This is a genomic window from Pseudomonas weihenstephanensis (genome assembly GCF_001043055.1).
Classification (GTDB): Bacteria; Pseudomonadota; Gammaproteobacteria; order Pseudomonadales; family Pseudomonadaceae; genus Aquipseudomonas; species Aquipseudomonas weihenstephanensis.
On the sequence record NZ_JYLF01000003.1, the window covers coordinates 331,189 to 352,637 of the forward strand.

Annotated in this window: 19 protein-coding genes; 7 read left to right on the forward strand and 12 right to left on the reverse strand. The window is 58.2% G+C overall.

Annotated elements, in window-relative coordinates:
* Positions 1-55: 55 nt before the first annotated feature.
* On the forward strand, positions 56-1,276 hold the full coding sequence (gene trpB, locus TU86_RS09125; RefSeq protein WP_048363970.1) for a tryptophan synthase subunit beta: 1,221 nt from the start codon (positions 56-58) through the stop codon (positions 1,274-1,276).
* Positions 1,276-2,082: a tryptophan synthase subunit alpha gene (gene trpA / locus TU86_RS09130; RefSeq protein WP_048363971.1), complete on the forward strand. Its 807-nt coding sequence runs from the start codon at positions 1,276-1,278 to the stop codon at positions 2,080-2,082. The genes trpB and trpA overlap by 1 nt, the downstream gene beginning before the upstream one ends.
* A 59-nt stretch (positions 2,083-2,141) precedes the next feature.
* On the opposite strand, the gene TU86_RS09135 is transcribed toward trpA, so the two are convergent.
* Both TU86_RS09135 and TU86_RS09140 read right to left on the reverse strand, forming a co-directional pair.
* Positions 2,142-3,005, reverse strand: coding sequence for a LysR family transcriptional regulator (locus tag TU86_RS09135; RefSeq protein ID WP_048363972.1), 864 nt, complete (start codon positions 3,003-3,005; stop codon positions 2,142-2,144).
* A 16-nt stretch (positions 3,006-3,021) separates the two neighbouring features.
* Positions 3,022-5,277: a heavy metal translocating P-type ATPase gene (locus TU86_RS09140; RefSeq protein ID WP_048363973.1), complete on the reverse strand. Its 2,256-nt coding sequence runs from the start codon at positions 5,275-5,277 to the stop codon at positions 3,022-3,024.
* Positions 5,278-5,362: 85 nt separating this feature from the next.
* Between TU86_RS09140 and cadR the strand changes: the two genes are divergently transcribed.
* Positions 5,363-5,812 carry a Cd(II)/Pb(II)-responsive transcriptional regulator gene (gene cadR / locus TU86_RS09145; protein WP_048363974.1) on the forward strand — a complete coding sequence of 150 codons (450 nt, stop codon included), beginning with the start codon at positions 5,363-5,365 and terminating at the stop codon, positions 5,810-5,812.
* Between the two features lie 54 nt (positions 5,813-5,866).
* On the opposite strand, the gene TU86_RS09150 is transcribed toward cadR, so the two are convergent.
* From TU86_RS09150 to TU86_RS09180, 7 genes are all read right to left on the reverse strand, one after another.
* The gene (locus TU86_RS09150; protein ID WP_048363975.1) at positions 5,867-6,511 is read right to left on the reverse strand and encodes a methionine ABC transporter permease; all 645 of its coding nucleotides are present in this window, start codon (positions 6,509-6,511) and stop codon (positions 5,867-5,869) included.
* A complete protein-coding gene (locus TU86_RS09155) occupies positions 6,501-7,619 on the reverse strand; it encodes a methionine ABC transporter ATP-binding protein (RefSeq protein WP_048363976.1) in 1,119 nt (372 codons plus the stop codon). The genes TU86_RS09150 and TU86_RS09155 overlap by 11 nt, the downstream gene beginning before the upstream one ends.
* Before the next feature lies 1 nt (position 7,620).
* Positions 7,621-8,412, reverse strand: a complete 792-nt coding sequence (locus tag TU86_RS09160) for a MetQ/NlpA family ABC transporter substrate-binding protein (protein WP_048363977.1) — start codon at positions 8,410-8,412, stop codon at positions 7,621-7,623.
* A 68-nt stretch (positions 8,413-8,480) separates the two neighbouring features.
* Positions 8,481-9,842, reverse strand: a complete 1,362-nt coding sequence (locus TU86_RS09165) for an LLM class flavin-dependent oxidoreductase (protein WP_048363978.1) — start codon at positions 9,840-9,842, stop codon at positions 8,481-8,483.
* The gene (locus tag TU86_RS09170) at positions 9,842-11,038 is read right to left on the reverse strand and encodes an SfnB family sulfur acquisition oxidoreductase (protein WP_048363979.1); all 1,197 of its coding nucleotides are present in this window, start codon (positions 11,036-11,038) and stop codon (positions 9,842-9,844) included. The genes TU86_RS09165 and TU86_RS09170 overlap by 1 nt, the downstream gene beginning before the upstream one ends.
* 14 nt (positions 11,039-11,052) lie before the next feature.
* Entirely contained in the window at positions 11,053-12,294 is a 1,242-nt protein-coding gene (locus TU86_RS09175) for an SfnB family sulfur acquisition oxidoreductase (RefSeq protein ID WP_048363980.1), read from the reverse strand.
* A 220-nt stretch (positions 12,295-12,514) separates the two neighbouring features.
* Positions 12,515-13,279, reverse strand: coding sequence for a hypothetical protein (locus TU86_RS09180; RefSeq protein WP_048363981.1), 765 nt, complete (start codon positions 13,277-13,279; stop codon positions 12,515-12,517).
* 676 nt (positions 13,280-13,955) lie between these two features.
* Here TU86_RS09180 and TU86_RS09185 point away from each other — a divergent pair.
* Both TU86_RS09185 and TU86_RS09190 read left to right on the forward strand, forming a co-directional pair.
* On the forward strand, positions 13,956-14,888 hold the full coding sequence (locus tag TU86_RS09185; RefSeq protein WP_048363982.1) for an SdiA-regulated domain-containing protein: 933 nt from the start codon (positions 13,956-13,958) through the stop codon (positions 14,886-14,888).
* Between the two features lie 115 nt (positions 14,889-15,003).
* Positions 15,004-15,924 carry an SdiA-regulated domain-containing protein gene (locus tag TU86_RS09190; RefSeq protein WP_048363983.1) on the forward strand — a complete coding sequence of 307 codons (921 nt, stop codon included), beginning with the start codon at positions 15,004-15,006 and terminating at the stop codon, positions 15,922-15,924.
* Here TU86_RS09190 and TU86_RS09195 read toward each other — a convergent pair.
* Genes TU86_RS09195 through TU86_RS09205 form a run of 3 tightly spaced genes read right to left on the reverse strand, consistent with a single transcriptional unit; the run spans position 15,918 to position 18,973 of the window.
* On the reverse strand, positions 15,918-16,568 hold the full coding sequence (locus tag TU86_RS09195; RefSeq protein WP_048364285.1) for a TetR/AcrR family transcriptional regulator: 651 nt from the start codon (positions 16,566-16,568) through the stop codon (positions 15,918-15,920). The two genes, TU86_RS09190 and TU86_RS09195, sit on opposite strands and share 7 nt — an antisense overlap.
* Positions 16,569-16,626: 58 nt before the next feature.
* Positions 16,627-17,544: a carbonic anhydrase family protein gene (locus TU86_RS09200; RefSeq protein ID WP_157395888.1), complete on the reverse strand. Its 918-nt coding sequence runs from the start codon at positions 17,542-17,544 to the stop codon at positions 16,627-16,629.
* 52 nt (positions 17,545-17,596) lie between these two features.
* Positions 17,597-18,973 (reverse strand): glutamine synthetase family protein, encoded by a 1,377-nt coding sequence (locus TU86_RS09205; RefSeq protein ID WP_048363984.1) that lies wholly within the window; start codon positions 18,971-18,973, stop codon positions 17,597-17,599.
* 279 nt (positions 18,974-19,252) lie between these two features.
* Here TU86_RS09205 and TU86_RS09210 point away from each other — a divergent pair, with 279 nt between their 5' ends.
* Both TU86_RS09210 and TU86_RS09215 read left to right on the forward strand, forming a co-directional pair.
* The gene (locus TU86_RS09210) at positions 19,253-20,029 is read left to right on the forward strand and encodes a gamma-glutamyl-gamma-aminobutyrate hydrolase family protein (protein WP_048363985.1); all 777 of its coding nucleotides are present in this window, start codon (positions 19,253-19,255) and stop codon (positions 20,027-20,029) included.
* A 36-nt stretch (positions 20,030-20,065) separates the two neighbouring features.
* Complete coding sequence (locus TU86_RS09215) at positions 20,066-21,424, forward strand: glutamine synthetase family protein (RefSeq protein WP_048363986.1); 1,359 nt, start codon at positions 20,066-20,068, stop codon at positions 21,422-21,424.
* The last annotated feature ends 25 nt before the right edge of the window (positions 21,425-21,449 follow it).

Genomic DNA, 21,449 nt, shown 5'->3' on the forward strand with positions numbered 1-21,449 from the left:
GTCGCGGGTAAAGTCAGGTCCATCGACCTTCGTACCTTTTCAGCTGGAGCGTCCCATGACTCAATCCAACCTGCGTAACGGCCCGGATGCCAATGGCCTGTTCGGCTCATTCGGCGGCCGTTACGTGGCCGAAACCCTGATGCCGTTGATCCTCGATCTGGATCGCGAATACGAGCTGGCCAAAACCGACCCCCAATTCATCAAAGAGCTGGCGTACTTTCAGCGCGACTACGTGGGCCGCCCAAGCCCGCTGTACTTTGCCGAGCGCCTGACCGAGTTCTGCGGCGGTGCAAAAATCTACCTCAAGCGCGAAGAGCTGAACCATACCGGCGCGCACAAAATCAACAACTGCATCGGGCAGATCCTGCTGGCGCGGCGCATGGGCAAAAAGCGCATCATCGCCGAGACTGGCGCGGGCATGCACGGTGTAGCCACCGCCACCGTTGCCGCGCGTTTCGGCCTGCAATGCGTGATCTACATGGGCACCACGGACATCGAGCGCCAGCAAGCCAACGTGTTCCGCATGAAGCTGCTGGGCGCTGAAGTGATCCCGGTCGTGGCCGGCACCGGCACGCTCAAGGACGCGATGAATGAAGCGCTGCGAGATTGGGTGACCAACGTCGACAACACCTTCTACCTGATCGGTACAGTGGCAGGCCCGCACCCGTATCCTGCGATGGTGCGTGATTTCCAGGCCGTGATCGGCAAGGAAACCCGCGAGCAGATGCAAGCCCAGGAAGGCCGCCTGCCGGACAGCCTGGTGGCGTGCATCGGTGGCGGTTCCAATGCGATGGGCCTGTTCCACCCGTTCCTGGATGACACCGGCGTTGAAATCATCGGCGTCGAAGCGGCCGGTTACGGCATCGAGACCGGCAAGCACGCGGCCAGCCTCAATGGCGGCGAACCGGGCGTGCTGCACGGCAACCGCACCTTCCTGTTGCAGGACGACGACGGTCAGATCATCGACGCGCATTCGATTTCTGCGGGCCTCGATTACCCCGGCATTGGCCCTGAACACGCGTGGTTGCACGACATCGGCCGCGTCGAATACACCTCGGTGACCGACAACGAAGCACTCGATGCCTTCCACAAATGCTGCCGTCTTGAAGGCATTATCCCGGCGCTCGAAAGCGCCCACGCACTGGCCGAAGTGTTCAAGCGCGCGCCGACCCTGCCAGCGGATCACTTGATGGTGGTCAACCTGTCGGGCCGAGGCGACAAAGATATGCAAACCGTGATGCATCACGTCGAACAGTCCCAGCAGGAGAAACACTGATGAGCCGCCTGCACACCCGCTTTGCTGAACTCAAAGAACAAAACCGTGCTGCGTTGGTGACCTTTGTCACGGCGGGCGACCCGGATTACGCCACCTCCCTGGCCATCCTCAAGGGCCTGCCCGCAGCGGGTGCCGATGTGATCGAGCTGGGCATGCCGTTCACTGACCCGATGGCGGATGGCCCGGCAATCCAGCTGGCCAACATTCGCGCGCTGGGAGGCAAACAAAACCTGGCCAAAACCCTGCAAATGGTGCGCGAGTTCCGTGAAGGCAACAGCGACACACCGCTGGTGCTAATGGGCTATTTCAACCCGATCCACCATTACGGCGTGGCCAAATTCATTGCCGAGGCCAAAGCGTCAGGTGTCGACGGCATGATCGTGGTCGACATGCCGCCCGAGCACAACAGCGAGCTGTGCGACCCGGCACAAGCCGCGGGGCTGGACTTCATTCGCCTGACCACCCCGACCACCGACGATGCACGCTTGCCCAAAGTGCTGACGGGCAGCTCGGGTTTTGTGTATTACGTGTCGGTCGCGGGTGTGACGGGCGCGGGGTCGGCCACCACCGATCAAGTGCGCGAAGCCATTGAGCGTCTGCGTCGCCATACGGACCTGCCCATCAGCGTAGGGTTCGGCATTCGCACCCCGGAACAGGCCGCAGCCATTGCGCGCTTGGCCGATGGCGTGGTGGTGGGTTCGGCCCTGATCGACAAAATCGAAAATGCAGCGACGCCTGAACAGGCCCTGGACGGGGTGTTGAGTCTGTGCGCGGCATTGGCTGAAGGTATACGCACGGCTCGCTAGATCAAAAGCCTCTCACCGTAACCCTCTCCCTTTGGGCGAGGGTCAGGCTGAGGGGCTTTTCAGCACCCCGCCATTTCCTGCGCCAGCCCCAGAAACGCCGCCGGCAAACGTGCCGTTTTTCGCTCCTTGAGGCAGTACAGATACTCGTGGATTACCGGCGCATTCTCCAGCGTCAGTACCCGCAACTGCGGATCGTGCGGCACTTCCTGACGCGCAATGATGCTGATGCCAATGTTGCGCAGCACGGCCTCACGAATCGACTCGCGGCTGCCGATTTCCAGCAGCGGGCCAAATCCAATACCGGCCGTGGCGAGCAATTGTTCCGTCAGTCGGCGGGTGGTCGAGCCTTCTTCACGCATCAACAGGCAATGCCCGGCCAGCGCCGTAAGCGGCACATGATCGAGTGTGGCCAGCGGGTGATTGCGGTGCACGGCCAGCACCAGCGGATCACTGCCCAGCACCCGGCGAATCAGGCGCGGGTCTTCAAGTAATTGTGAGGACGCTGCGATGTCGACGCGGTATTCCTCCAGCGCCTCCAGCACTTGCTGCGAGTTGCCAATGTCCACCGACACGTCGATGTTCGGCAAACGCTCGCGAAAAGCTTTGACCAGGTCGAGGATGTAATACGGCGCGGTGGCCGCGATACGCAATGCGCCCGCACCCTGGCCGCTGTTACGCAAAAAGAACTCGATGTCGGCTTCTTGCTGCAACAGCGCCTTGACCATCGGCATCAAGCGCACACCGTCGTCGGTCAGGGTTAACCGCCGCCCGCCGCGGTAGAACAACTCCACCGCGTATTGGCTTTCAAGCTGGCGCACCTGCGTGGTCACGGTCGGCTGGCTAAGCCCGAGCTTTTTCGCAGCCTGAGTAATGCTGCCCAATTGGGCCACCCGGTAAAACGCTTTCAGCTCGGCACTCAGCACAACGGCCTCTCTTGATCTATTTGCGCAACAGGCGTAACCCGTTGAACACCACCAACAGGCTCACGCCCATGTCGGCAAACACGGCCATCCACATGGTGGCCAAACCGAGGAAGGTTACCGCAAGGAAGATGCCTTTGATGACCAATGCCAAGGCAATGTTCTGTTTGAGGATGCTGGAGGTCTGACGTGACAGGCGGATGAATGCCGGAATTTTGCGCAGATCATCGTCCATCAGTGCGACATCGGCGGTTTCAATCGCGGTATCGGTGCCCGCTGCGGCCATTGCAAACCCGATCTCGGCACGCGCCAGCGCAGGCGCATCATTAATGCCGTCGCCCACCATGCCGACATGATGGCCTTGGGCGTAGAGCGCTTCTATCGCCTTGAGTTTGTCCTCAGGCAGCAAGTTGCCCTGCGCTTCGTCGATACCCACTTGGGCCGCGATGGCCTTGGCGGTGTGCGGGTTATCGCCGGTCAGCATCAGGGTTTTGATCCCCAGCGCATGCAACTCGGCAATGGCTTCGCGGCTTGAGGCTTTAACGGTGTCGGCCACGGCAAACAGCGCCATTGGCCGGGCGTCGTTGCACAGCAGGATCACGCTTTTGCCCTGCTCTTCGAGCGCGAAGAGTTTGGCTTCCAGTTCAGGTGAACACAGGCCCAGCTCCTCAACCAGGCGGTGGTTACCCAAGTGGTAGAGCGTGCCGTCGATTTCACCGCGCACGCCGCGACCGGCCAGTGCGGTGAAGTTATCCACAGCGCTCAAGACCCGCTTTTTATCCACAGCCGCATTGGCCACCGCCAGTGACACCGGGTGATCGGAGCGCGAAGCCAGGCTGGCCGCCAGCAGTGCGGCGCTGTCAGCAAGCTGGGGGTCGAGCGGCAGGTAATCGGTTTGCACCGGTTTGCCGTGGGTAATGGTCCCGGTTTTATCCAGTGCCAGGTAATCGAGTTTATGGCCGCTTTCGAGGTAGACCCCGCCTTTGACCAAAATGCCTTTGCGCGCCGCTGCCGCCAGCCCGCTGACGATCGTCACCGGGGTCGAAATCACCAGCGCACACGGGCACGCCACGACCAGCAGCACCAAGGCGCGGTAGATCCAGTCAAACCACAGCTCGCCCATGAACAGCGGCGGGATGACGGCCACGGCCAACGCCAGCACAAACACCACCGGGGTGTAGATTTTGGCGAAGCTGTCGACGAACCGTTGGGTCGGCGCACGGGCGCCCTGGGCCTGCTCCACAGCATGGATGATGCGCGCCAGCGTCGAGTTATTCGCCGCCGCGGTGACGCGATACTCCAAAGACCCCGCCTGATTGATGGTGCCGGCAAACACCTTATCGCCCACGGTTTTTTCAATCGGCAGGCTTTCGCCAGTGATCGGCGCCTGATCGATGGTTGAACTGCCCGAGATCACCTCACCGTCCAGCCCGATGCGTTCGCCGGGCCGCACGCGCACGATGGCCTCAAGCGCGATGTCTTTGACGTCCTGCTCCCGCCAACTGCCGTCCGCCTGTTGCACGGTGGCTTTGTCCGGGGCCATTTGCATCAGGCCGCCGATGGCGTTGCGCGCACGGTCCAGGGATTTGGCTTCGATCAACTCGGCCACGGTGAACAGGAACATCACCATCGCGGCCTCGGGCCATTGACCGATGAGGATGGCGCCCGTCACAGCGATGCTCATCAGGGCGTTGATGTTCAGGTTGCGGTTTTTCAGGGCGATCCAGCCCTTTTTGTAGGTGCCAAGGCCGCCACTGAAAATCGACACCAGCGCCACCAGAGCAATCACCCAGGTCGGCGCGGCATCGGTGAAGTGCAGCACTTCGGCCGCCAACGCGGCCACACCGGATACAGCCAATGGCCACCAATGCTTTTGCACGGTGGGCGCAGGCGCGGTCTCGCTGCCCGACTCCAACGGCTCGGCCTGCATGCCAAGGGACTTGATAGCCGCGACTATCGGGTCGGTAGACGCCAAATCGTGGGTCACGCCGAGTACGCGGTTGATCAGGTTGAATTCCAGCTGCTGCACGCCCGCCAGCTTGCCCAGTTTGTTCTGGATCAGGGTTTGCTCGGTTGGGCAGTCCATCGCTTCGATCCGAAAGCGGCTCAACCGGGCGCCCGCGGTAGGGGTTACGTCAAGTGTGATCACGCTCGGGGCTTGAGCGGCCGAGCAGCAACTGTGGGCATGCGCAGCATGCTCATGCTGTGCGCCGTGATCATGATCGTGATCGTGATCAGCGCCGGGTGTGTGCGGGGTGTGAATGGAATCGCTCATTAGGGTGCGTCCAAAAAGGTGCTTGTTGCCAAGTAAAGACCCTGTAGCCACTATAGGGTCAAGCGACCTTTTGGAGAGATGCGCGATGAAAATCGGTGAACTGGCGAAATTGACCGACTGTCAGGTCGAAACCATCCGTTATTACGAGCGTGAAGGGCTGCTGCCAGAGCCGGCGCGCAGTGAGGGCAATTACCGTTTGTACACGCAGGCGCATGTGGAACGGCTGACATTCATCCGCAACTGCCGCAGCTTGGACATGACCCTCGAAGAAATCCGCAGCCTGCTCAACCTGCGTGACAGCCCGCAGGACCAGTGCGAAAGCGTGAACGCATTGATTGATGAGCACATCCAGCACGTCAAGGCGCGTATCGACGGCTTGTTGGCGTTACAGACGCAACTGCTGGACTTGCGCCAACGGTGCGGTGCAGGGCCTGAAGGTGAGCATTGTGCGATTTTGCAACGTTTGGAAGTCAGCGGCTCGGTGAGTGCCCCCGAAGGTGAGCCGAGTCATGTAGGTCGAAGCCACGGGCATTGAGGGCGAAGGTGTTGACCTTCGCGCACTTAAAAAGACACCGCAGCCTTGGCCCTATCAACGCTTGTTCAGCACCCGCGCCAAACGATCACCGCCCAGCTGGATGACGGCCACCAGCACCACCAGCAACACAATCACGGTGAGCATGACTTGCGTGTCGAAGCGCTGGTAGCCGTAGCGATAGGCGATGTCGCCCAATCCGCCCGCGCCGATGGCACCTGCCATCGCGGAAGAGTTGATCATGGTCACCAGGGTGATGGTAAAACCGCCCACGATGCCCGGCAGCGCTTCGGGCAGTAGAACGTGCCAGATGATGTGATGGCGTTTGCAGCCCATCGCCTGGGCCGCCTCGATCAGGCCGTGGTCCACTTCGCGCAAGCTGACTTCGGCGATGCGTGCAAAGAACGGTGTGGCGGCCAGGGTCAGCGGCACGACCGCGGCCCACACGCCGTAAGTGGTGCCGACAATCAGTCGGGTAAACGGGATGAGTGCCACCATCAAAATCAGAAACGGGATCGAGCGAAACAGGTTCACGAACGCGCCCAGTGCTTTGTTCAGCGCTGGCGCCTGATAGATGCCGCCCTTGTCGCTGGTGACCAAAATCACGGCCAGTGGAATGCCCAGTACCAGTGCGATGAACGATGACACGCCGACCATCAAGAAGGTGTCGATGACCCCCTGCCATAAACGATCAAATCCCATAGCCCACCACCTCGACCTGTTGTGCCCACGGTTGTGCACGTTTGCGTAACGCTTCGGCGCCCAGTGAGCTGTTGCTTACGCTGACCAGCAGTTGCCCCAGGGCATGGCCTTGTATGTGTTCGACCCCGCCGTGCAGCAGGTGCACCTGCCCGCCCAGGGCGCTGAACAACGCGCCCAGGTCTGGCGCTTGTGCGTGCTGGCCGGTGAAGCGCAGGCGCAGAATCACGCTCGATTGCGCCGACAGCGGCTGCGCCGTGATGCGGCTTTGCAGTGCGGGGGGCACGGTGTCCTGCAAGGGCGCGAGCAGGGTTTTACTCACTTCGTGCTGCGGGTCGCCGAACACCTGCCACACCGGGCCTTGCTCGACAATGTGCCCTTGTTCCAGCACCACCACGCGGTGGCAGAGGTCGCGAATCACAGCCATTTCGTGGGTAATCAGGATGATGGTCAGGCCCAGGCGCTGATTGATTTCGCGCAGCAAGCTGAGGATCGATTGCGTGGTCTCTGGATCGAGCGCAGACGTGGCTTCGTCGCACAGCAATATGGCGGGGTTGTGCACCAGCGCGCGGGCGATACCGACGCGTTGTTTCTGCCCGCCTGACAACTGCGCCGGGTAAGCGCCGTGCTTGCCATGCAGACCGACCAGCTCCAGTAACTCCCGGACCTTTTGCTCACGTTGCAGCTTCGGCACGCCTGCGACCTTGAGCGGCAGCTCAACGTTTTGCCACACGGTTTTGGCCGACATCAGGTTGAAGTGCTGGAAGATCATGCCGATCTGACGACGCAGCCCCACCAACGCGTTTTCATCGAAGCTGCTGATGTCAGTCTGGTCGATCAGCACCCGCCCGCTGCTGGGTTGCTCCAGACGGTTGATGGTGCGGATCAGCGACGATTTGCCCGCGCCGCTGCGGCCAATAATGCCGAATATTTCGCCATGTTGAATCGCCAGGTCGATGCCTTTGAGCGCCGCCACGGGGCCTTGGCGACCGTCATAGGTTTTGCCTACGCCGATGAAACGCACATGGGCACGGCTCAGTTCAGGGTGCAGCTCGGTCTGGGTCGCGTTGGGCGGCTCGTTGAGCTGCACGCGAGCAATGGCCACGCTCATATCAGCCTCCCCAACCCGGTTGGTACAAGGTGCCGTAGGTTTTATCCAGCGACGCTTTGACGACCGGCGAGTGCTGATAAATGTCGACGAATTTGGCGATGCGCGGGTCGTCTTTGTTGTCCGGCTTGATCACAAATTGAATCACGTATTCGGGGTGATCGAGCCCGTCGAACAGCAACGCAGAGCCTGCATCAAACGTTTTGGCCAAGCGGATGTAAGCCGGGTAACCCTGCACCAGATCGGCATCGTCGTAGGCCCGAACCAGTTGCACCGCTTCGACTTGCAGAATCTTGATTTTTTTCGGGTTGGCGATGATGTCGTCTTCGGTGGCCTTGTACCCGACCCCGGGCTTGAGGGTGATCAAACCGGCCTTGGCCAGTAATTGCAGGCCACGTCCGCTGTTGATCGGGTCATTGGCGATGGCCACCGTGGCGCCGACCGGCAACTCATCCAGGCTTTTATATTTTTTGGCGTACAGCCCGATGTTATTGATGATTCCCGGTTTGAACGGCACCAGATCGCTGCCCGCGGCCGCATTGGCATTTTCCAGAAAGGGGATGTGCTGGAAGTAATTGACGTCGATATCACCGGCCGCCAGCGTGGTGTTGGGTGCGATCCAGTCGGTGAACTCCACCAGTTCAACGTTTAGCCCTTGTTTCCCGGCCTCGGCCACCGCCGTTTCCAGCGGGATGGCGAAGGCGGCGGTGGTGCCGACTTTGAGCGGTTTATCGGCTGCATGCGCGAGGCTGCCGAGCAGTCCCAGGGCAAGTACCAGTGCGTATTTTTTGTTCATGGCCGTTATCCGTTCAAAGAATTCAAAACCCGCAGCCGCTGACGCAGCCTGCGCCAGCGGCTGGGGGGTTAAGCGTTATGGCGGTAGTGGGCGCCGGTATGCCGTGCAGGCAGATGCGCCTCACCTTCGCTAAACAGTTTTTGGCGCAAGCTGCCACTGTCATAGGCCGTTTTGTACGCACCCCGGCGTTGCAGTTCAGGGATCACCAGGTCGATGAAATCGACGTAGCTTTCAGGGGTGACGATGCGAGTCAGGTTGAAGCCGTCCAGCCCGGTTTCTTCAATCCATGACTCCAGTTCATCGGCGACCTGCTCCGGCGAGCCCACCACCGTCATGTAGCGCCCGCCCAGTGCGTGTTGGTCGAGTAATTTTCGGCGCGTCCAGTCGTTGTTTTGCAGCACTTGGGTGGCTGACTGGATGGCGTTGCTTTTCACGTACTGGATTGGTTCGTCCAATTCGTAGTCCGCAAAATCGATGCCGGTGGAGCTGGCAAAGTGCGCCACGCCCGCTTCGGCGCTGGCGTAGCTCAGGTATTCCTCGCGTTTGGCCTGCGCCTGAGCGGGGGTGGGGGCGACGATCACGTTAAGGCCCATGAACAATTTGATGTCGTCAGGGTTGCGTCCGGCCGCCACCGCGCTGGCGCGCACTTTGTCGACCTGGGTTTTGGTCGCAGCCTTGGTTTGGCCGCTGATAAACACGCATTCGGCATGGCGCCCGGCAAACGCCAGCCCGCGCTCGGAGCTGCCCGCCTGAAACAGCACCGGAGTGCGCTGCGGTGACGGCTCGCACAGGTGATAGCCCTGCACCTGATAGAACTCGCCGTCGTGTTGAACTTTGTGCACTTTGTCGGGCTGGGCGTAGATACGTTGTGCCGGGTCGTTAAGCACGGCGCCGTTCTCCCAACTGCCTTCCCACAGTTTGTAGAGCACCTCCAGGTATTCGTCGGCCTGGTCATAACGGCGGTCGTGCTCGACTTGCTCTTTGAGGCCCATGGCCTTGGCGGCGCTGTCGAGGTAGCCGGTGACAATGTTCCAGCCCACGCGTCCACGGCTCAGGTGGTCCAGCGTCGACATGCGGCGTGCGAACAAATACGGCGGCTCGTAAGTCAGATTCGCGGTCAGGCCAAAACCGAGGTTTTTAGTGACGGCAGCCATGGCTGAAACCAACAGCAACGGGTCGTTGACCGGCAGTTGGATCGACTCTTTGAGCGGCACCTGCACCGAGTTCTGGTACACGTCGTAGACGCCCACTATGTCGGCGATAAACAGCCCGTCAAACAGCCCGCGCTCCAGTAACTGCGCAAGCTCGGTCCAGTATTCGAGGGTGTTGAATTGTGTGGAGTTGTCGCGCGGGTGTGTCCACAACCCGTGGTTGATATGGCCAATGCAATTCATGTTGAAGGCATTGAGCAGGATTTTCTTTTTGGCCATCAGATGGTCCCCCGCAGTGGCGGGTTTTCATCGTTGAGGTAGTAGTTACCTATCGCGTGGTACTTCCAGCGCACCGGGTCATGCAAGGTGTGCACCCGGGCGTTACGCCAGTGACGATCCAGGCCATGTTCGGCCAGCGTGGCCTGACTGCCCGCCAGTTCAAACAGCGTGCTGCCCGCTGCCAGGGAGATTTCAGTGCTGATGGCGCGCGCTTCGGCCACGGCAATGGAGGCTGCCGCGACGGTGCTAGCGTTCGGGTCGGCCTGGGCAATGTCGAGAAACTCCCCGGCGCGTTCCAGCAAGGCTTCGGCGGCGCTCAGGCGTACGCTCAAATGGCCGAAGCTTTTTAGGGTCAAGGGGTCTTCGCTGGCGATGTCGGTGGTGGCGTCGATCCAGGGCCGGGTTTTGGTGCGCACAAAGTGCAACGCATCTTCAAAGGCGGCACGGGCGATACCGGTGTCGATGGCGGCATGAAGGATTTGCGCCAGCGGCCCGACCGTGGTGGGACGTTCGAATGCACTCTGGAAAGGCACCACGTCTTCGGCGGCCACAAAAACGTTGTCCAGCACCACTGAACCGCTACCTGTGGTGCGCTGGCCAAAGCCGCTCCAGTCATCAATGATGCTCAGGCCCTCGCTGTCGCGGGGTACGAACGCCAAGTGCTGCACGCCGTCGTCGTCCACCACCAGCGTGGGGATGCGTTGCGCATACAGCGCACCCGTGGCGTAGAACTTGCGACCGGTAATGCGAAAGCCGTGTTCGGCCTTGGCCAGATGGGTGGTGCGTTCATGAGCATTTTTAGTGCCCAGTTCAGCCAGTGCATTACCGAAGCGCTCGCCCGCCAGCACCTGGGCATACAGGCGTTGCTTTTGTTGCGGGCGACCATTTACCCGCAGCACTTCGAGGGCATAAAAGTGGTTTTGCGGGATTTGCCCCAGCGAACTGTCGGCGGCCGAAATCAACGCAATGACTTGGGCCAGCGTGGTGCTGGAAACCCCGGCGCCACCGTAAGCCTTGGGCACGGAAATGCCCCACAGTCCGGTGTGGGAAAACAGTTCGAGTTCATCGTGCGGCAAGCGCCGTTCACGGTCGCGCAGTGCGCTGTCGCGCTTCAACACGGCGGCCAGCTCATGGGCGACCTTCAGGGCCTCGGCGTCGCTGTGCAGCACCGGGACCTGTTTGGATGTCAGTGACATGGTGTTCTCCAGCGTCAGATCCAGGAATGCCGGGCAGGCAAGGTGCCGTTAAGGCGATACGCACCGATGGCGTGGTATTTCCAGCGCACCGGGTCGTGCAAGGTATGCACGCGGGCGTTGCGCCAGTGCCGGTCAAGGTTGAATTCGGCGAGGCTGGCGCGGCTACCGGCCAGTTCGAAGAGCTTTTCACTGGCCAATAGCGACAGTTCAGTGCTCAGCACCTTGGCCTCGGCCACCGCAATCGAAGCGCGTGCCGCCGCTTGGGCGTCTATCGGCTTTGCGCTGACTTCATCCAGCACACGGCCCGCTTTGCGCAGCAGCGCATGGGCGGCGTGCAGTTCAATGCTTAGCTTGCCGATGTCGGCAATCACATAAGGGTCATCGCTGTTGCGCTCCACCTTGGCATCAATCCAGGGACGTGAGCGTTCGCGTACAAAACTGAGGGTGTCGGCAATGGCCTCGCGGGCGATACCCAAGTCGATGGCTGCCTGGATCAATTGCGAGACTGCGCCCTGAATGTTGGGGCTTTCGTTGATGCGCCAGTTGTCGACGACCAGGTCGGCGTCTACGCGCACATCATTGAGCAACACGGTGCCGCTGGCGGTCGTGCGTTGGCCAAAACCTGACCAGTCATCCACTACGCGCAAGCCCGGCGTGCCGCGTCGTACAAAGGCAATCACTTGTTTGCCGTCTTCGTTCAGCGCTTTGACGGCAATCCAGTGGGCGAAAAGTGCACCGGTTGAGTAAAACTTCTGGCCGTTAATGACGAACTCGTCGCCATCCGTGGTGATGCGGGCTTTGAGGTCGAGGGTGTTTTTACTGCCGCGCTCAGGCCCGGCATTACCGATGCGCCAGCCTTGCAGCACGCTGCTGAACAATTGCTCTTTTTGGGCGTGGGTGGCCGTGCTCTGGATCAGGTTAAGAATGCCCACCTGGTTTTGCGGGATTTGCCCCAACGCCGGATCAGCGGCCGAAATGATGGCGAAGACTTCGGCCAAGGTGACGTAAGACACCTGAGGCCCACCGAATTCACGGGGGATAGAAATACTGCCCAGCCCGCTTTGCGTGAACGCCTCAAGCTGTGACCAGGGCAACTTGCGTTGCTGATCGCGCTTGGCCGCGTGTTCGCGGGCCACTGCAGCCAGGGCATGCGCGGCTTGAAGGGCTTCGTTGTCGTTGCGCAGGACATGCGCTGATAACAACAAGGGCGCGACATCGTGGTCGCTTTGCAAATGTGCATTAGCCAAGTTAGACATCAGTACCGCTCCTTGGCTGCACTCAATGCCCTGGCGTTACGCACAAGGGTGATTGTGTTACTGACCATACCTACCTCGCATCTCAGGGAAGCGCCGTGTAAGCGGCGCGAATAAACGCTAGAGAGTCCGGTGGTCCGGTCTATATACCCTAATCGAGTATAAAAATTTAAAGAACTAACTTTTAGGAATATGAATAGACCTTTCTTTCAGCCCGTTACGGCTAGTCTCGCCAATTGGGCCTGGGTTCAGCGACGCGCAGTAACGCGTTGGACGACGGGTTTACGTAGCGCCTGTTAGCACCCACCTTGAGCGTGCGTGCTGGCGCCCAACGTGAGTTGTTACCGACGCGGTCAATGACGCAGTAGGTGACTTCCAGTTTGGCGTCTTCCCCGGCTTCCAGAATGATGTCGGGCGGCACGAACACGTTGACGGCCTTGCCGATGTCCTCTCGGCGCAATTTGGGCACGTCCATGCGTATATCCCCCCACATCAAGGTAATGGCATCGTCGATTGCCATGTTGGGGTAGGGCTCAATGATCAGGGGCACACCGCGTTTCATTTGGCTGGCATTGACCCCATACCGCTGGATGGGGCCTGGAATCCCCACCGGTGCAAGCCCTTGATTTTCTTCGCCGATGGCTTTGCCGCCGGGGCAATCAAGTTTAACCAACACCTTGAGTTGGGCTGAAAGAGCAGGACTGCTGCCGATATGCATCACGCGGTAATAGAGTCGCGCCGAGCCATTTTGAATAAAACTTTCGGGCACTCTTAGCTGGCAGGGTTGGCCGATATCAGACTTCACAAGTTGCCGTGAAGTTACATAGCAGCCGTCCCAGAACAATTCGATCAGGTCACCTTCTTCCATATCTAAGTAGGGCGGTACGGTAATAAATAGCTGCTCGGCGGCCCGGGCACAAATCAGCGGCTTATTAGTTTGATAAAGAGCGGGGGGTGCGAGTTTATTGGCGTGCGAGGTGAAAGGCATATGAACTCCGAAATCATTAATTTAATAAATGGCCGCGCACACCAGAGCGGGCGGTTCTCTAGTGGAAGTCAGGAGCTAGGCGCCTTCGTCTCTGAGTGCGCGTGATCGATGCCGTCCGCTCAATACAGGTGCTTGTGCAGCTCCGGTAAGTTCGAGCGTAGGCCGATCTGTTTTATTAGATAAGAGGCTGGATGGAGGAGTGTCAAGTTTGAAGTTGGTGAATACGCATGTCGTCTTATTATTCAGAAAGATCCTACCGGGCGGGCGGTGGAACCGGAAAATAATTATCCCGGTCGACATTTGTTATCTCAATGCCTGCACATAATTAAATAGGTGGGCGGTGCAAGTCGATGTGCAAAGTGCAATATATTTAGAGTGGCCTAGTTTCTGGCGGCGTAAGCGTAGAGAAGTTGTCGCGTAGAGGGGAAAAGTTTCCTACGTTAAATTTATATTTTTCGGTGCATAGCGTTCTGGTTGTCATCTTTAATACGCTGGCGGCACATGGCTCAGTGCCATTATTTGGCTTTTTTCGGGTTTCCTCTAGTCTTGCGGGCTGCGCGTGGCGCTTTTGCCATTAATTTCACATTCAGTCTGCATAATGCCTCTTGCCTGAGCAGCCTGCGTAACCTGTTTGTGTTACTCAGACGTAGCAAAAATTTTCTGGAAGAGCACATCAATGGCCACCGATCCTCTGCTGACCCCATCTGTCCGCCAACCTTCTCGCTTCTCGTTGCGCTGGTATTACTGGCTTTTATTGTTGGCAGCATTGCTTTACGGCGTGGCGGCCGTCATGCACTGGGATGATCGGGGTGCATTGTGGGTATTGGAGCGGTTTGAAAGCAGCGGCGAGCAGAGCGAAAGCGTCTGGCTGCCCGATTACACGGCGGTCATCGATGCCAAGCCTTTGCCCGGCATGGAGAAGGACGAAGCCTCCGATCTGGCGTATTCCCCACTCAGCAAAACATTGTTTTCGGTCATGGGCAAAAACCCTTTCCTGGTCGAGCTGACACTTGAGGGTGATGTGTTACGCAAAATTCCTCTGGTGGGCTGGAGTAACCCGGAAGGTCTGACAGTCATGGAGAACGGGCTGTTGGCCATCGTTGATGAACGTGAACATTTATTGACGATTGTGAAGGTCGATGCCAACACCAAAAGCTTGAACATTGCCGATTTCCCCAAGTACAACCTGGGTGTTTCCAAGGATCAGAACAAAGCATTCGAAGCCATTGCCTGGGACCCGCGTCGCCAACAATTATTACTCGGTGAAGAGCGTCCACCTGCCATGTTTGTCTGGAAGAGTGATGGCAGTCAGGTTCTCACGGGTAACAAACAAAAAGTGCCCAGTGATGAGCTTGATCTGCGCAACCTCTCGGCATTGAGCATTGATCCTCGCACCGGCCACACCCTGGTGCTCTCAGCAGACTCGCACCTGTTGCTCGAACTGGATGAACTGGGCGAACAAGTCAGCTTTATGACGTTGCTGGGCGGTTTCAATGGCCTTAAAAACACCATTCCTCGTGCCGAAGGCGTGGCCATTGATGAGCACGGCACGTTGTACATGGTGAGTGAGCCGAACCTGTTTTATCGATTCGAGAAGGCACCCAAATAAGCTTGGGCTAATGTAGGAATGTTCTTAAAGGCGCAGAGGGGGTGTTGTGGATTAAGGTTTAATTCATACAGCCGTGGTATCTACACGGCCTGATCTGATTGTGAGTCATGCCCCCATGCGCCGTGCCAGCCGTTCGACCGTGTTTTTCATTAGCCTGCTGCTCGTGGTTTTTGTAGCAGGCGGGTTTGCTGCACAACATTACCGCTTGTTCGAGCGCACCTGGTTCAATGCCCGCCAACTCTGGGAGCCTATGGACCCCAACGCGATCAACCTGGGTGAGTATCGTGCTGTGCTGCAAGGCCAGAAAATCGAAGGGCTTGAGGATGATGTGTCTGCTCTCACCTACGATCCGTTACGAAAAACCCTGTTTACAGTCACCAACCAGAAAGCCGAGCTGATTGAACTCTCCTTGGACGGCAAGGTTTTGCGCCGTATCCCGTTGATCGGGTTTGGTGATGCAGAGGCCGTGGAGTTCATTGGCCCCGACACCTACGTCATCACCGACGAGCGCCAGCAGCGACTGATCAAGGTGCATGTAGATGACGCTACGCATTCCCTGGATGCCGCTGATGCAGAGCAATTGATCCTTGGTATCAATCTGTCGGGCAACAAGGGCTTTGAAGGGCTGGCGTATGACTCGGCGGGCAAACGGCTGTTTGTCGCCAAGGAACGTGATCCCATGCTGATTTATGAAGTACGCGGCTTTCCTCAAGCTAACCCGCAACAGCCGTATGCGACTCACGTGGTGAATAATCCACGGCGTGATTCGCGATTATTCGTACGTGACTTGTCGAGTTTGCAGTTCGATGAGCGCAGCGGTCATTTACTGGCGTTGTCGGATGAGTCCAAGTTGCTGATTGAACTGGACGTCGAAGGGCGCCCGATCAGTACTTTGTCGTTGAAGAAAGGTCGGCATGGCTTAAAGAAGTCAGTCCCGCAAGCCGAAGGCATTGCGATGGACGATGAAGGCACGGTCTACGTGGTCAGTGAGCCGAATCTGTTTTATGTGTTCAAAAAGCCCGCGCCCGATCAGTGATCGCACGGCACAGGCACTTCTCGTTTAGGTAAATAGGGCGGTAAGTAGAGGGCCAGATAAGCCTCGAAAACCCGCATGCCTTCTTCGGCCATGCGTGGGGTAATGCTGGCGTGAAGCTGAATGGAGCGCGCATAGACCCGGTCGCCCAGCTCCATTGCCAGCGCAAAAACATCCACGTCATCGGGCAAGGCAGGCAGTTCAAAGTGGCGTGAAAACAATGCCTGCAATTGCTGGCCCAGCTCCAGATCGTGTTGACGGTCAGCCTGGGTCACTTCCGTCAGGCCGTGCTGGGCCAGAATCAGCTGCCTGGCAGCTCCATCCTCGTTGTAAATCCTTAGCATGCGTTGCTCAGCCTGACGCGCCAGGTCTCGCCAGCTGTTGAGGTGCTGATGTGCCACAGGTGCTTGCAGGCAAGCGCGGAAGGCGGCGTGTATGTCTGCGGTCAGCGCCTCAAGCAAGGCGGGCACACTGTTGAAGAAGTGATACACCGAAGAGGGTGGGATTTTTGCGCGCTCAGCCACGCTGTAAATCGAAAGACTGGCCACGCCTTCTGTCGCCAGCAGTGTGCGGGCGGCGTTCAATATGGTGTCGATTCGAGCCTGGCTGCGTGCGCGGGCCTTGCGAGGTGTAGCGCGTGAAGTCACGGGGGCCGTCATGGGTGTCTCCTGCGGGCAGCAGGCATTGTACGAGCCGGATAGTCGGTTAGCCACCGACCCGAACCGAGCGGTTGCGCGCAGGGTGCGCCGGCCGCCTGTGCGCAGGGAGTATCAATTGGAAGGCGTGCAGTTGCGCATCCGATACTTCCATCGGGGTCTTGAGAATATGCCAGTTAATGCCTTCAATGCCGGGCTGCGCGGACATTGATTCTTTATAGGCGTAGTACTTACGCTGTTGTGGAAGCAGTTGAGCGATATCGAATTTCCCCAAAACAAATGCATCGCCCTTATGACGCGGCATTACGGCGAGTAACTGTGCAAGATTGGCGTTTTCCCGGCCTCTTTTGAAGACGATGGCGACCACAGCCACTTCGCCGGTTGAACTTCTATGCACCAGATGCGCGACCAGCGGGTAGCTGCGACCCTTTATGAGGTCAACTCCAGGCAGATGAAAATGCAACTGCACAAAATCGTAGGACTTGGCCCCCAATGTGAGGTGTCCCTTCATTTCAGTCCTGACTTCCAGGGTGTGGCCAATGTGCTTAACCGTTGCTGGCCCTGGACTGTATCGCGTGACCAGTTCGGGCAGATGAGCGCGCAGTGAATGCTTGATGTTGATAGGTGACTGCAACTCTCCACACCCGCACGGCGCCTCTTCGGGGGACTGCTGCGAGCAATCGTCGGCCTTGGCAGGCGTCGTAAAGTGCCAAGGTTGCTCCTCAGACAGTGCGCTGTGATAAACAAACATGCCAATCAACAAAATGACCGCCGCGAGGCGATGGTGTTTTGTGTAGGGGAGCTTTTTAGCGATAGGCATGTAAGTGCGGTCCGGTAAAGATGGCTGAGCACCCTGCGTGTGGCTCAATAAGCCGATCATCTTGGGAGCTCGGAGTACTTTTATATGTAGGTTTTTTCCTGAGTTCTTGTGGACAGCGACGTAAAAGAGGAAAGAAAAAAGCCACAAAAAAACGCCGCTGGCTTTAAGGCCAGCGGCGTTTTTTTAGAGCAGCAATCGTTTACACGGTATGCAAGTACCAGTTGTATTCGAGGTCGGAGATGGAGTGTTCAAACTCTTCCAGCTCGCTCTCTTTACAGGCCACAAAGATATCGATGTATTTAGGGTCGATGTATTTGGCCATGACTTCGCTGTCATCCAGCTCACGCAGTGCATCGCGCAGGTTGTTTGGCAGGCTTTGCTCGTTCTGCTCGTAGCTGTTGCCTTCGACCGGAGCACCCGGCTCGATCTTGTTGGTCAGCCCGTGGTGAATACCGGCCAACACAGACGCCATCAACAGATACGGGTTGGCATCGGCACCGGCTACCCGATGTTCGATGCGCACAGCATCAGACGAACCGGTCGGTACGCGGATAGCCACCGTACGGTTATCCAGGCCCCAGCATGGCGAGTTCGGCACATAAAACTGAGCACCGAAACGACGGTACGAGTTGACGTTAGGGCATAGGAACGCCATCTGCGCCGGTAGGGTCTCCAGCACACCGCCGATCGCGTGACGCAATGCGGCGTTCTGCTCGGGATCCTCGCTGGCAAAAATGTTTTTGCCTTCTTTGTCCAGAATCGAGATATGTACGTGTAGTCCGTTGCCCGCCTGGCCTGGGTAAGGCTTGGCCATGAACGTGGTATCCATCTCATGGTCGTAGGCGATGTTTTTAATCAGGCGTTTGAGCAGTACCGCGTAGTCGCAGGCCTTGATCGGGTCGGCAACGTGGTGCAGGTTCACTTCGAACTGCGCCGGGGCACTTTCTTTAACGATAGCGTCAGCCGGGATGCCTTGCTCTTTCGCACCTTCCAGAATGTCCTGGAGGCAATCGACGTATTCGTCGAGGTCGTCGATCAGGTACACCTGAGTCGAGTGCGGGCGTTTGCCGGAGATCGGCGAGCGCGGAGGTTGCGGGCGACCGTTCACGTTCTCTTGGTCGATCAGGTAGAACTCAAGTTCGAAAGCGGCGCAGATGGTCAGGCCAAGCTCGTCAAATTTAGTAACAACTTGACGCAGCACTTCGCGCGGGTCGGCGAAGAAAGGTTCACCTTCAAGTTCGTGCATGGTCATCAGCAATTGCGCGGTAGGGCGCTTTTGCCACGGCTCGTTGCACAGGGTGTCAGGGATTGGATAACAGATTCGGTCTGCGTCGCCGATGTCCAGACCCAGACCGGTGCTTTCCACCGTTGAGCCATTGATATCCAGAGCAAATAGAGAGGCTGGCAGGTTGATGCCTTTCTCGTAAACCTTGTGGAGGCTGGTGCGTTCAATGCGCTTACCGCGCACTACACCATTCATATCCGCAATTAGAAGGTCAACGTACAGAACCTCAGGATGTTCCTTAAGGAACGCGTTCGCTTCATTCAGCTGAACGGCACGCGGGGGTACCGACATGATGCAACACCTTTGTTGTTAAAAATATCAATCATTGAGCGCTACGGGTTTCAGTCAACCCGAACGGCATACCGAAGTCAAGCAGCCTATTTTTTGCCCTAAAAAAGCGCTTAAAGGGCATTTTTGACGCTTTTTAGAGCGTCTGATGCCTAAAAAAAAAGCGTGCCGCCCGCAGGCTTGAGCGGGCCGTATTGTATTTTTTACGGGAGTGTTGTGTAAAAAAATGAACAAGGCTAAGCTCGATTCAAACCCATAACAGCAATAATACCGGGGTGTTACATGTCACGCCTGCCGTTAATCGGCGTCACCGCCTGCACCAAGCAGATCGGTTTGCATCCTTATCACATCACCGGTGACAAGTACGTGCGAGCAGTTGCGGTGGCAGCCCAAGGCTTGCCTCTGATCGTTCCGTCTTTAGCGGAGCTGATTGATCCGACCGATATTCTTGACGGTCTGGACGGCCTGCTATTTACCGGGTCACCTTCCAATATCGAACCTCATTTGTATAACGGTCCTGCCAGCGCGGCCGGCACGCTGCACGATGCTGACCGTGATCGCACCACACTCCCCCTGATTCGCGCGGCACTGGCTGCCGGCGTTCCCGTGCTCGGCATTTGCCGTGGCTTTCAGGAGTTGAATGTAGCCCTCGGCGGCTCGCTTCACCAGAAACTGCATGAAGTCGAAGGCTTTATCGAGCACCGTGAAGACCCGAGCGCGCCAGTCGATGTGCAGTACGCCCCCAGCCACGCCATGCACGTTCAACCCGGCGGCGTATTGGCGGGCTTGGGCTTGCCTGCCGAGTTCGACGTCAACTCCATCCATACCCAGGGCCTTGATCGCTTGGCCCCCGGTTTACGGGTGGAAGCTACAGCACCCGATGGCCTGGTAGAGGCCGTCTCGGTCGAGGGCGGCAAGGCTTTTGCTTTAGCTGTTCAGTGGCACCCCGAATGGCAGGTAAGCTCTAACCCGATTTACCTCGCCATCTTTCAGGCATTTGGCGATGCCTGTAGAAGGCGCGCAACCCAACGCGACGCCGATGCGTCAGTAAACGCCTGACTAATTCAAGTCAGGACACTCAGCCCAGAGGCATTTATGAGTAACAACCTCGACCAGCTCACCGATTGGTTGAAAGACCACAAGATCACAGAAGTCGAATGCATGATCGCCGACCTTACCGGGATTACTCGCGGGAAGATTTCGCCGACCAACAAGTTCATTGCCGAAAAAGGCATGCGCCTGCCCGAGAGCGTATTGCTGCAAACCGTAACGGGCGACTATGTCGAAGACGACATCTATTACGAACTCCTCGATCCGGCCGACATTGACATGGTCTGCCGTCCCGATCAGAACGCCGTATTTCTCGTGCCTTGGGCGATTGAGCCTACGGCTCAGGTGATTCACGACACGTACGACAAACAGGGCAACCCGATTGAGTTGTCGCCGCGCAACGTGCTGAAAAAGGTCCTCAAGCTCTATGCCGACCACGGTTGGCAGCCGATCGTGGCGCCAGAGATGGAGTTCTACCTGACCAAGCGCAGCGACGACCCGGACTACCCGTTGCAGCCGCCTGTCGGTCGTTCCGGTCGCCCCGAAACTGGCCGCCAGTCCTTCTCTATAGAAGCTGCCAACGAATTCGACCCGCTGTTCGAAGACGTCTACGACTGGTGCGAGCTGCAAGAGCTGGATCTGGACACACTGATCCACGAAGACGGCACCGCGCAGATGGAAATCAACTTCCGTCACGGCGATGCGCTGTCGCTGGCCGACCAGATTCTGGTGTTCAAGCGCACCATGCGCGAAGCCGCACTCAAGCACGACGTGGCCGCCACCTTCATGGCCAAGCCCATGACCGGCGAGCCTGGCAGTGCCATGCACTTGCACCAGAGCATCATCGACATCGAAACCGGCAAAAACGTCTTTTCTAATGAAGACGGCAGTATGAGCCAGCTGTTCCTCAATCACATCGGCGGCTTGCAGAAGTTCATTCCAGAGCTGTTGCCGCTGTTTGCACCGAACGTGAACTCCTTCCGTCGTTTCTTGCCTGATACCTCGGCACCGGTAAACGTGGAGTGGGGCGAAGAGAACCGTACGGTAGGTTTGCGTGTGCCGGATGCCGGCCCACAAAACCGCCGCGTCGAGAACCGCTTGCCGGGCGCCGACGCCAACCCGTACCTGGCGATTGCGGCCAGCTTGCTGTGTGGCTACATCGGCATGGTTGAAGGCATCAACCCGAGTGCACCGGTGGTGGGGCGCGGGTACGAACGCCGCAACCTGCGCTTGCCGCTGACCATCGAAGATGCCCTGGAGCGTATGGAAAACAGCAAGACCGTCGAGAAGTACCTGGGCACCAAGTTCATCACCGGCTACGTCGCGGTGAAACGTGCCGAGCACGAAAACTTCAAGCGCGTCATCAGTTCGTGGGAGCGGGAATTCCTGCTGTTCGCCGTCTGACACGCCGGAGCCGCGCTTGGGAAGC

Bases quoted from the DNA above. Each gene is read 5' to 3' on its own strand.
- trpB (WP_048363970.1), top strand. From the start codon at position 56: ATGACTCAATCCAACCTGCGTAACGGCCCGGATGCCAATGGCCTGTTC.
- trpA (WP_048363971.1), top strand. From the start codon at position 1,276: ATGAGCCGCCTGCACACCCGCTTTGCTGAACTCAAAGAACAAAACCGT.
- TU86_RS09140 (WP_048363973.1), bottom strand. From the start codon at position 5,277: ATGAGCGATTCCATTCACACCCCGCACACACCCGGCGCTGATCACGAT.
- cadR (WP_048363974.1), top strand. From the start codon at position 5,363: ATGAAAATCGGTGAACTGGCGAAATTGACCGACTGTCAGGTCGAAACC.
- TU86_RS09150 (WP_048363975.1), bottom strand. From the start codon at position 6,511: ATGGGATTTGATCGTTTATGGCAGGGGGTCATCGACACCTTCTTGATG.
- TU86_RS09155 (WP_048363976.1), bottom strand. From the start codon at position 7,619: ATGAGCGTGGCCATTGCTCGCGTGCAGCTCAACGAGCCGCCCAACGCG.
- TU86_RS09160 (WP_048363977.1), bottom strand. From the start codon at position 8,412: ATGAACAAAAAATACGCACTGGTACTTGCCCTGGGACTGCTCGGCAGC.
- TU86_RS09165 (WP_048363978.1), bottom strand. From the start codon at position 9,842: ATGGCCAAAAAGAAAATCCTGCTCAATGCCTTCAACATGAATTGCATT.
- TU86_RS09170 (WP_048363979.1), bottom strand. From the start codon at position 11,038: ATGTCACTGACATCCAAACAGGTCCCGGTGCTGCACAGCGACGCCGAG.
- TU86_RS09175 (WP_048363980.1), bottom strand. From the start codon at position 12,294: ATGTCTAACTTGGCTAATGCACATTTGCAAAGCGACCACGATGTCGCG.
- TU86_RS09180 (WP_048363981.1), bottom strand. From the start codon at position 13,279: ATGCCTTTCACCTCGCACGCCAATAAACTCGCACCCCCCGCTCTTTAT.
- TU86_RS09185 (WP_048363982.1), top strand. From the start codon at position 13,956: ATGGCCACCGATCCTCTGCTGACCCCATCTGTCCGCCAACCTTCTCGC.
- TU86_RS09190 (WP_048363983.1), top strand. From the start codon at position 15,004: ATGCGCCGTGCCAGCCGTTCGACCGTGTTTTTCATTAGCCTGCTGCTC.
- TU86_RS09205 (WP_048363984.1), bottom strand. From the start codon at position 18,973: ATGTCGGTACCCCCGCGTGCCGTTCAGCTGAATGAAGCGAACGCGTTC.
- TU86_RS09210 (WP_048363985.1), top strand. From the start codon at position 19,253: ATGTCACGCCTGCCGTTAATCGGCGTCACCGCCTGCACCAAGCAGATC.
- TU86_RS09215 (WP_048363986.1), top strand. From the start codon at position 20,066: ATGAGTAACAACCTCGACCAGCTCACCGATTGGTTGAAAGACCACAAG.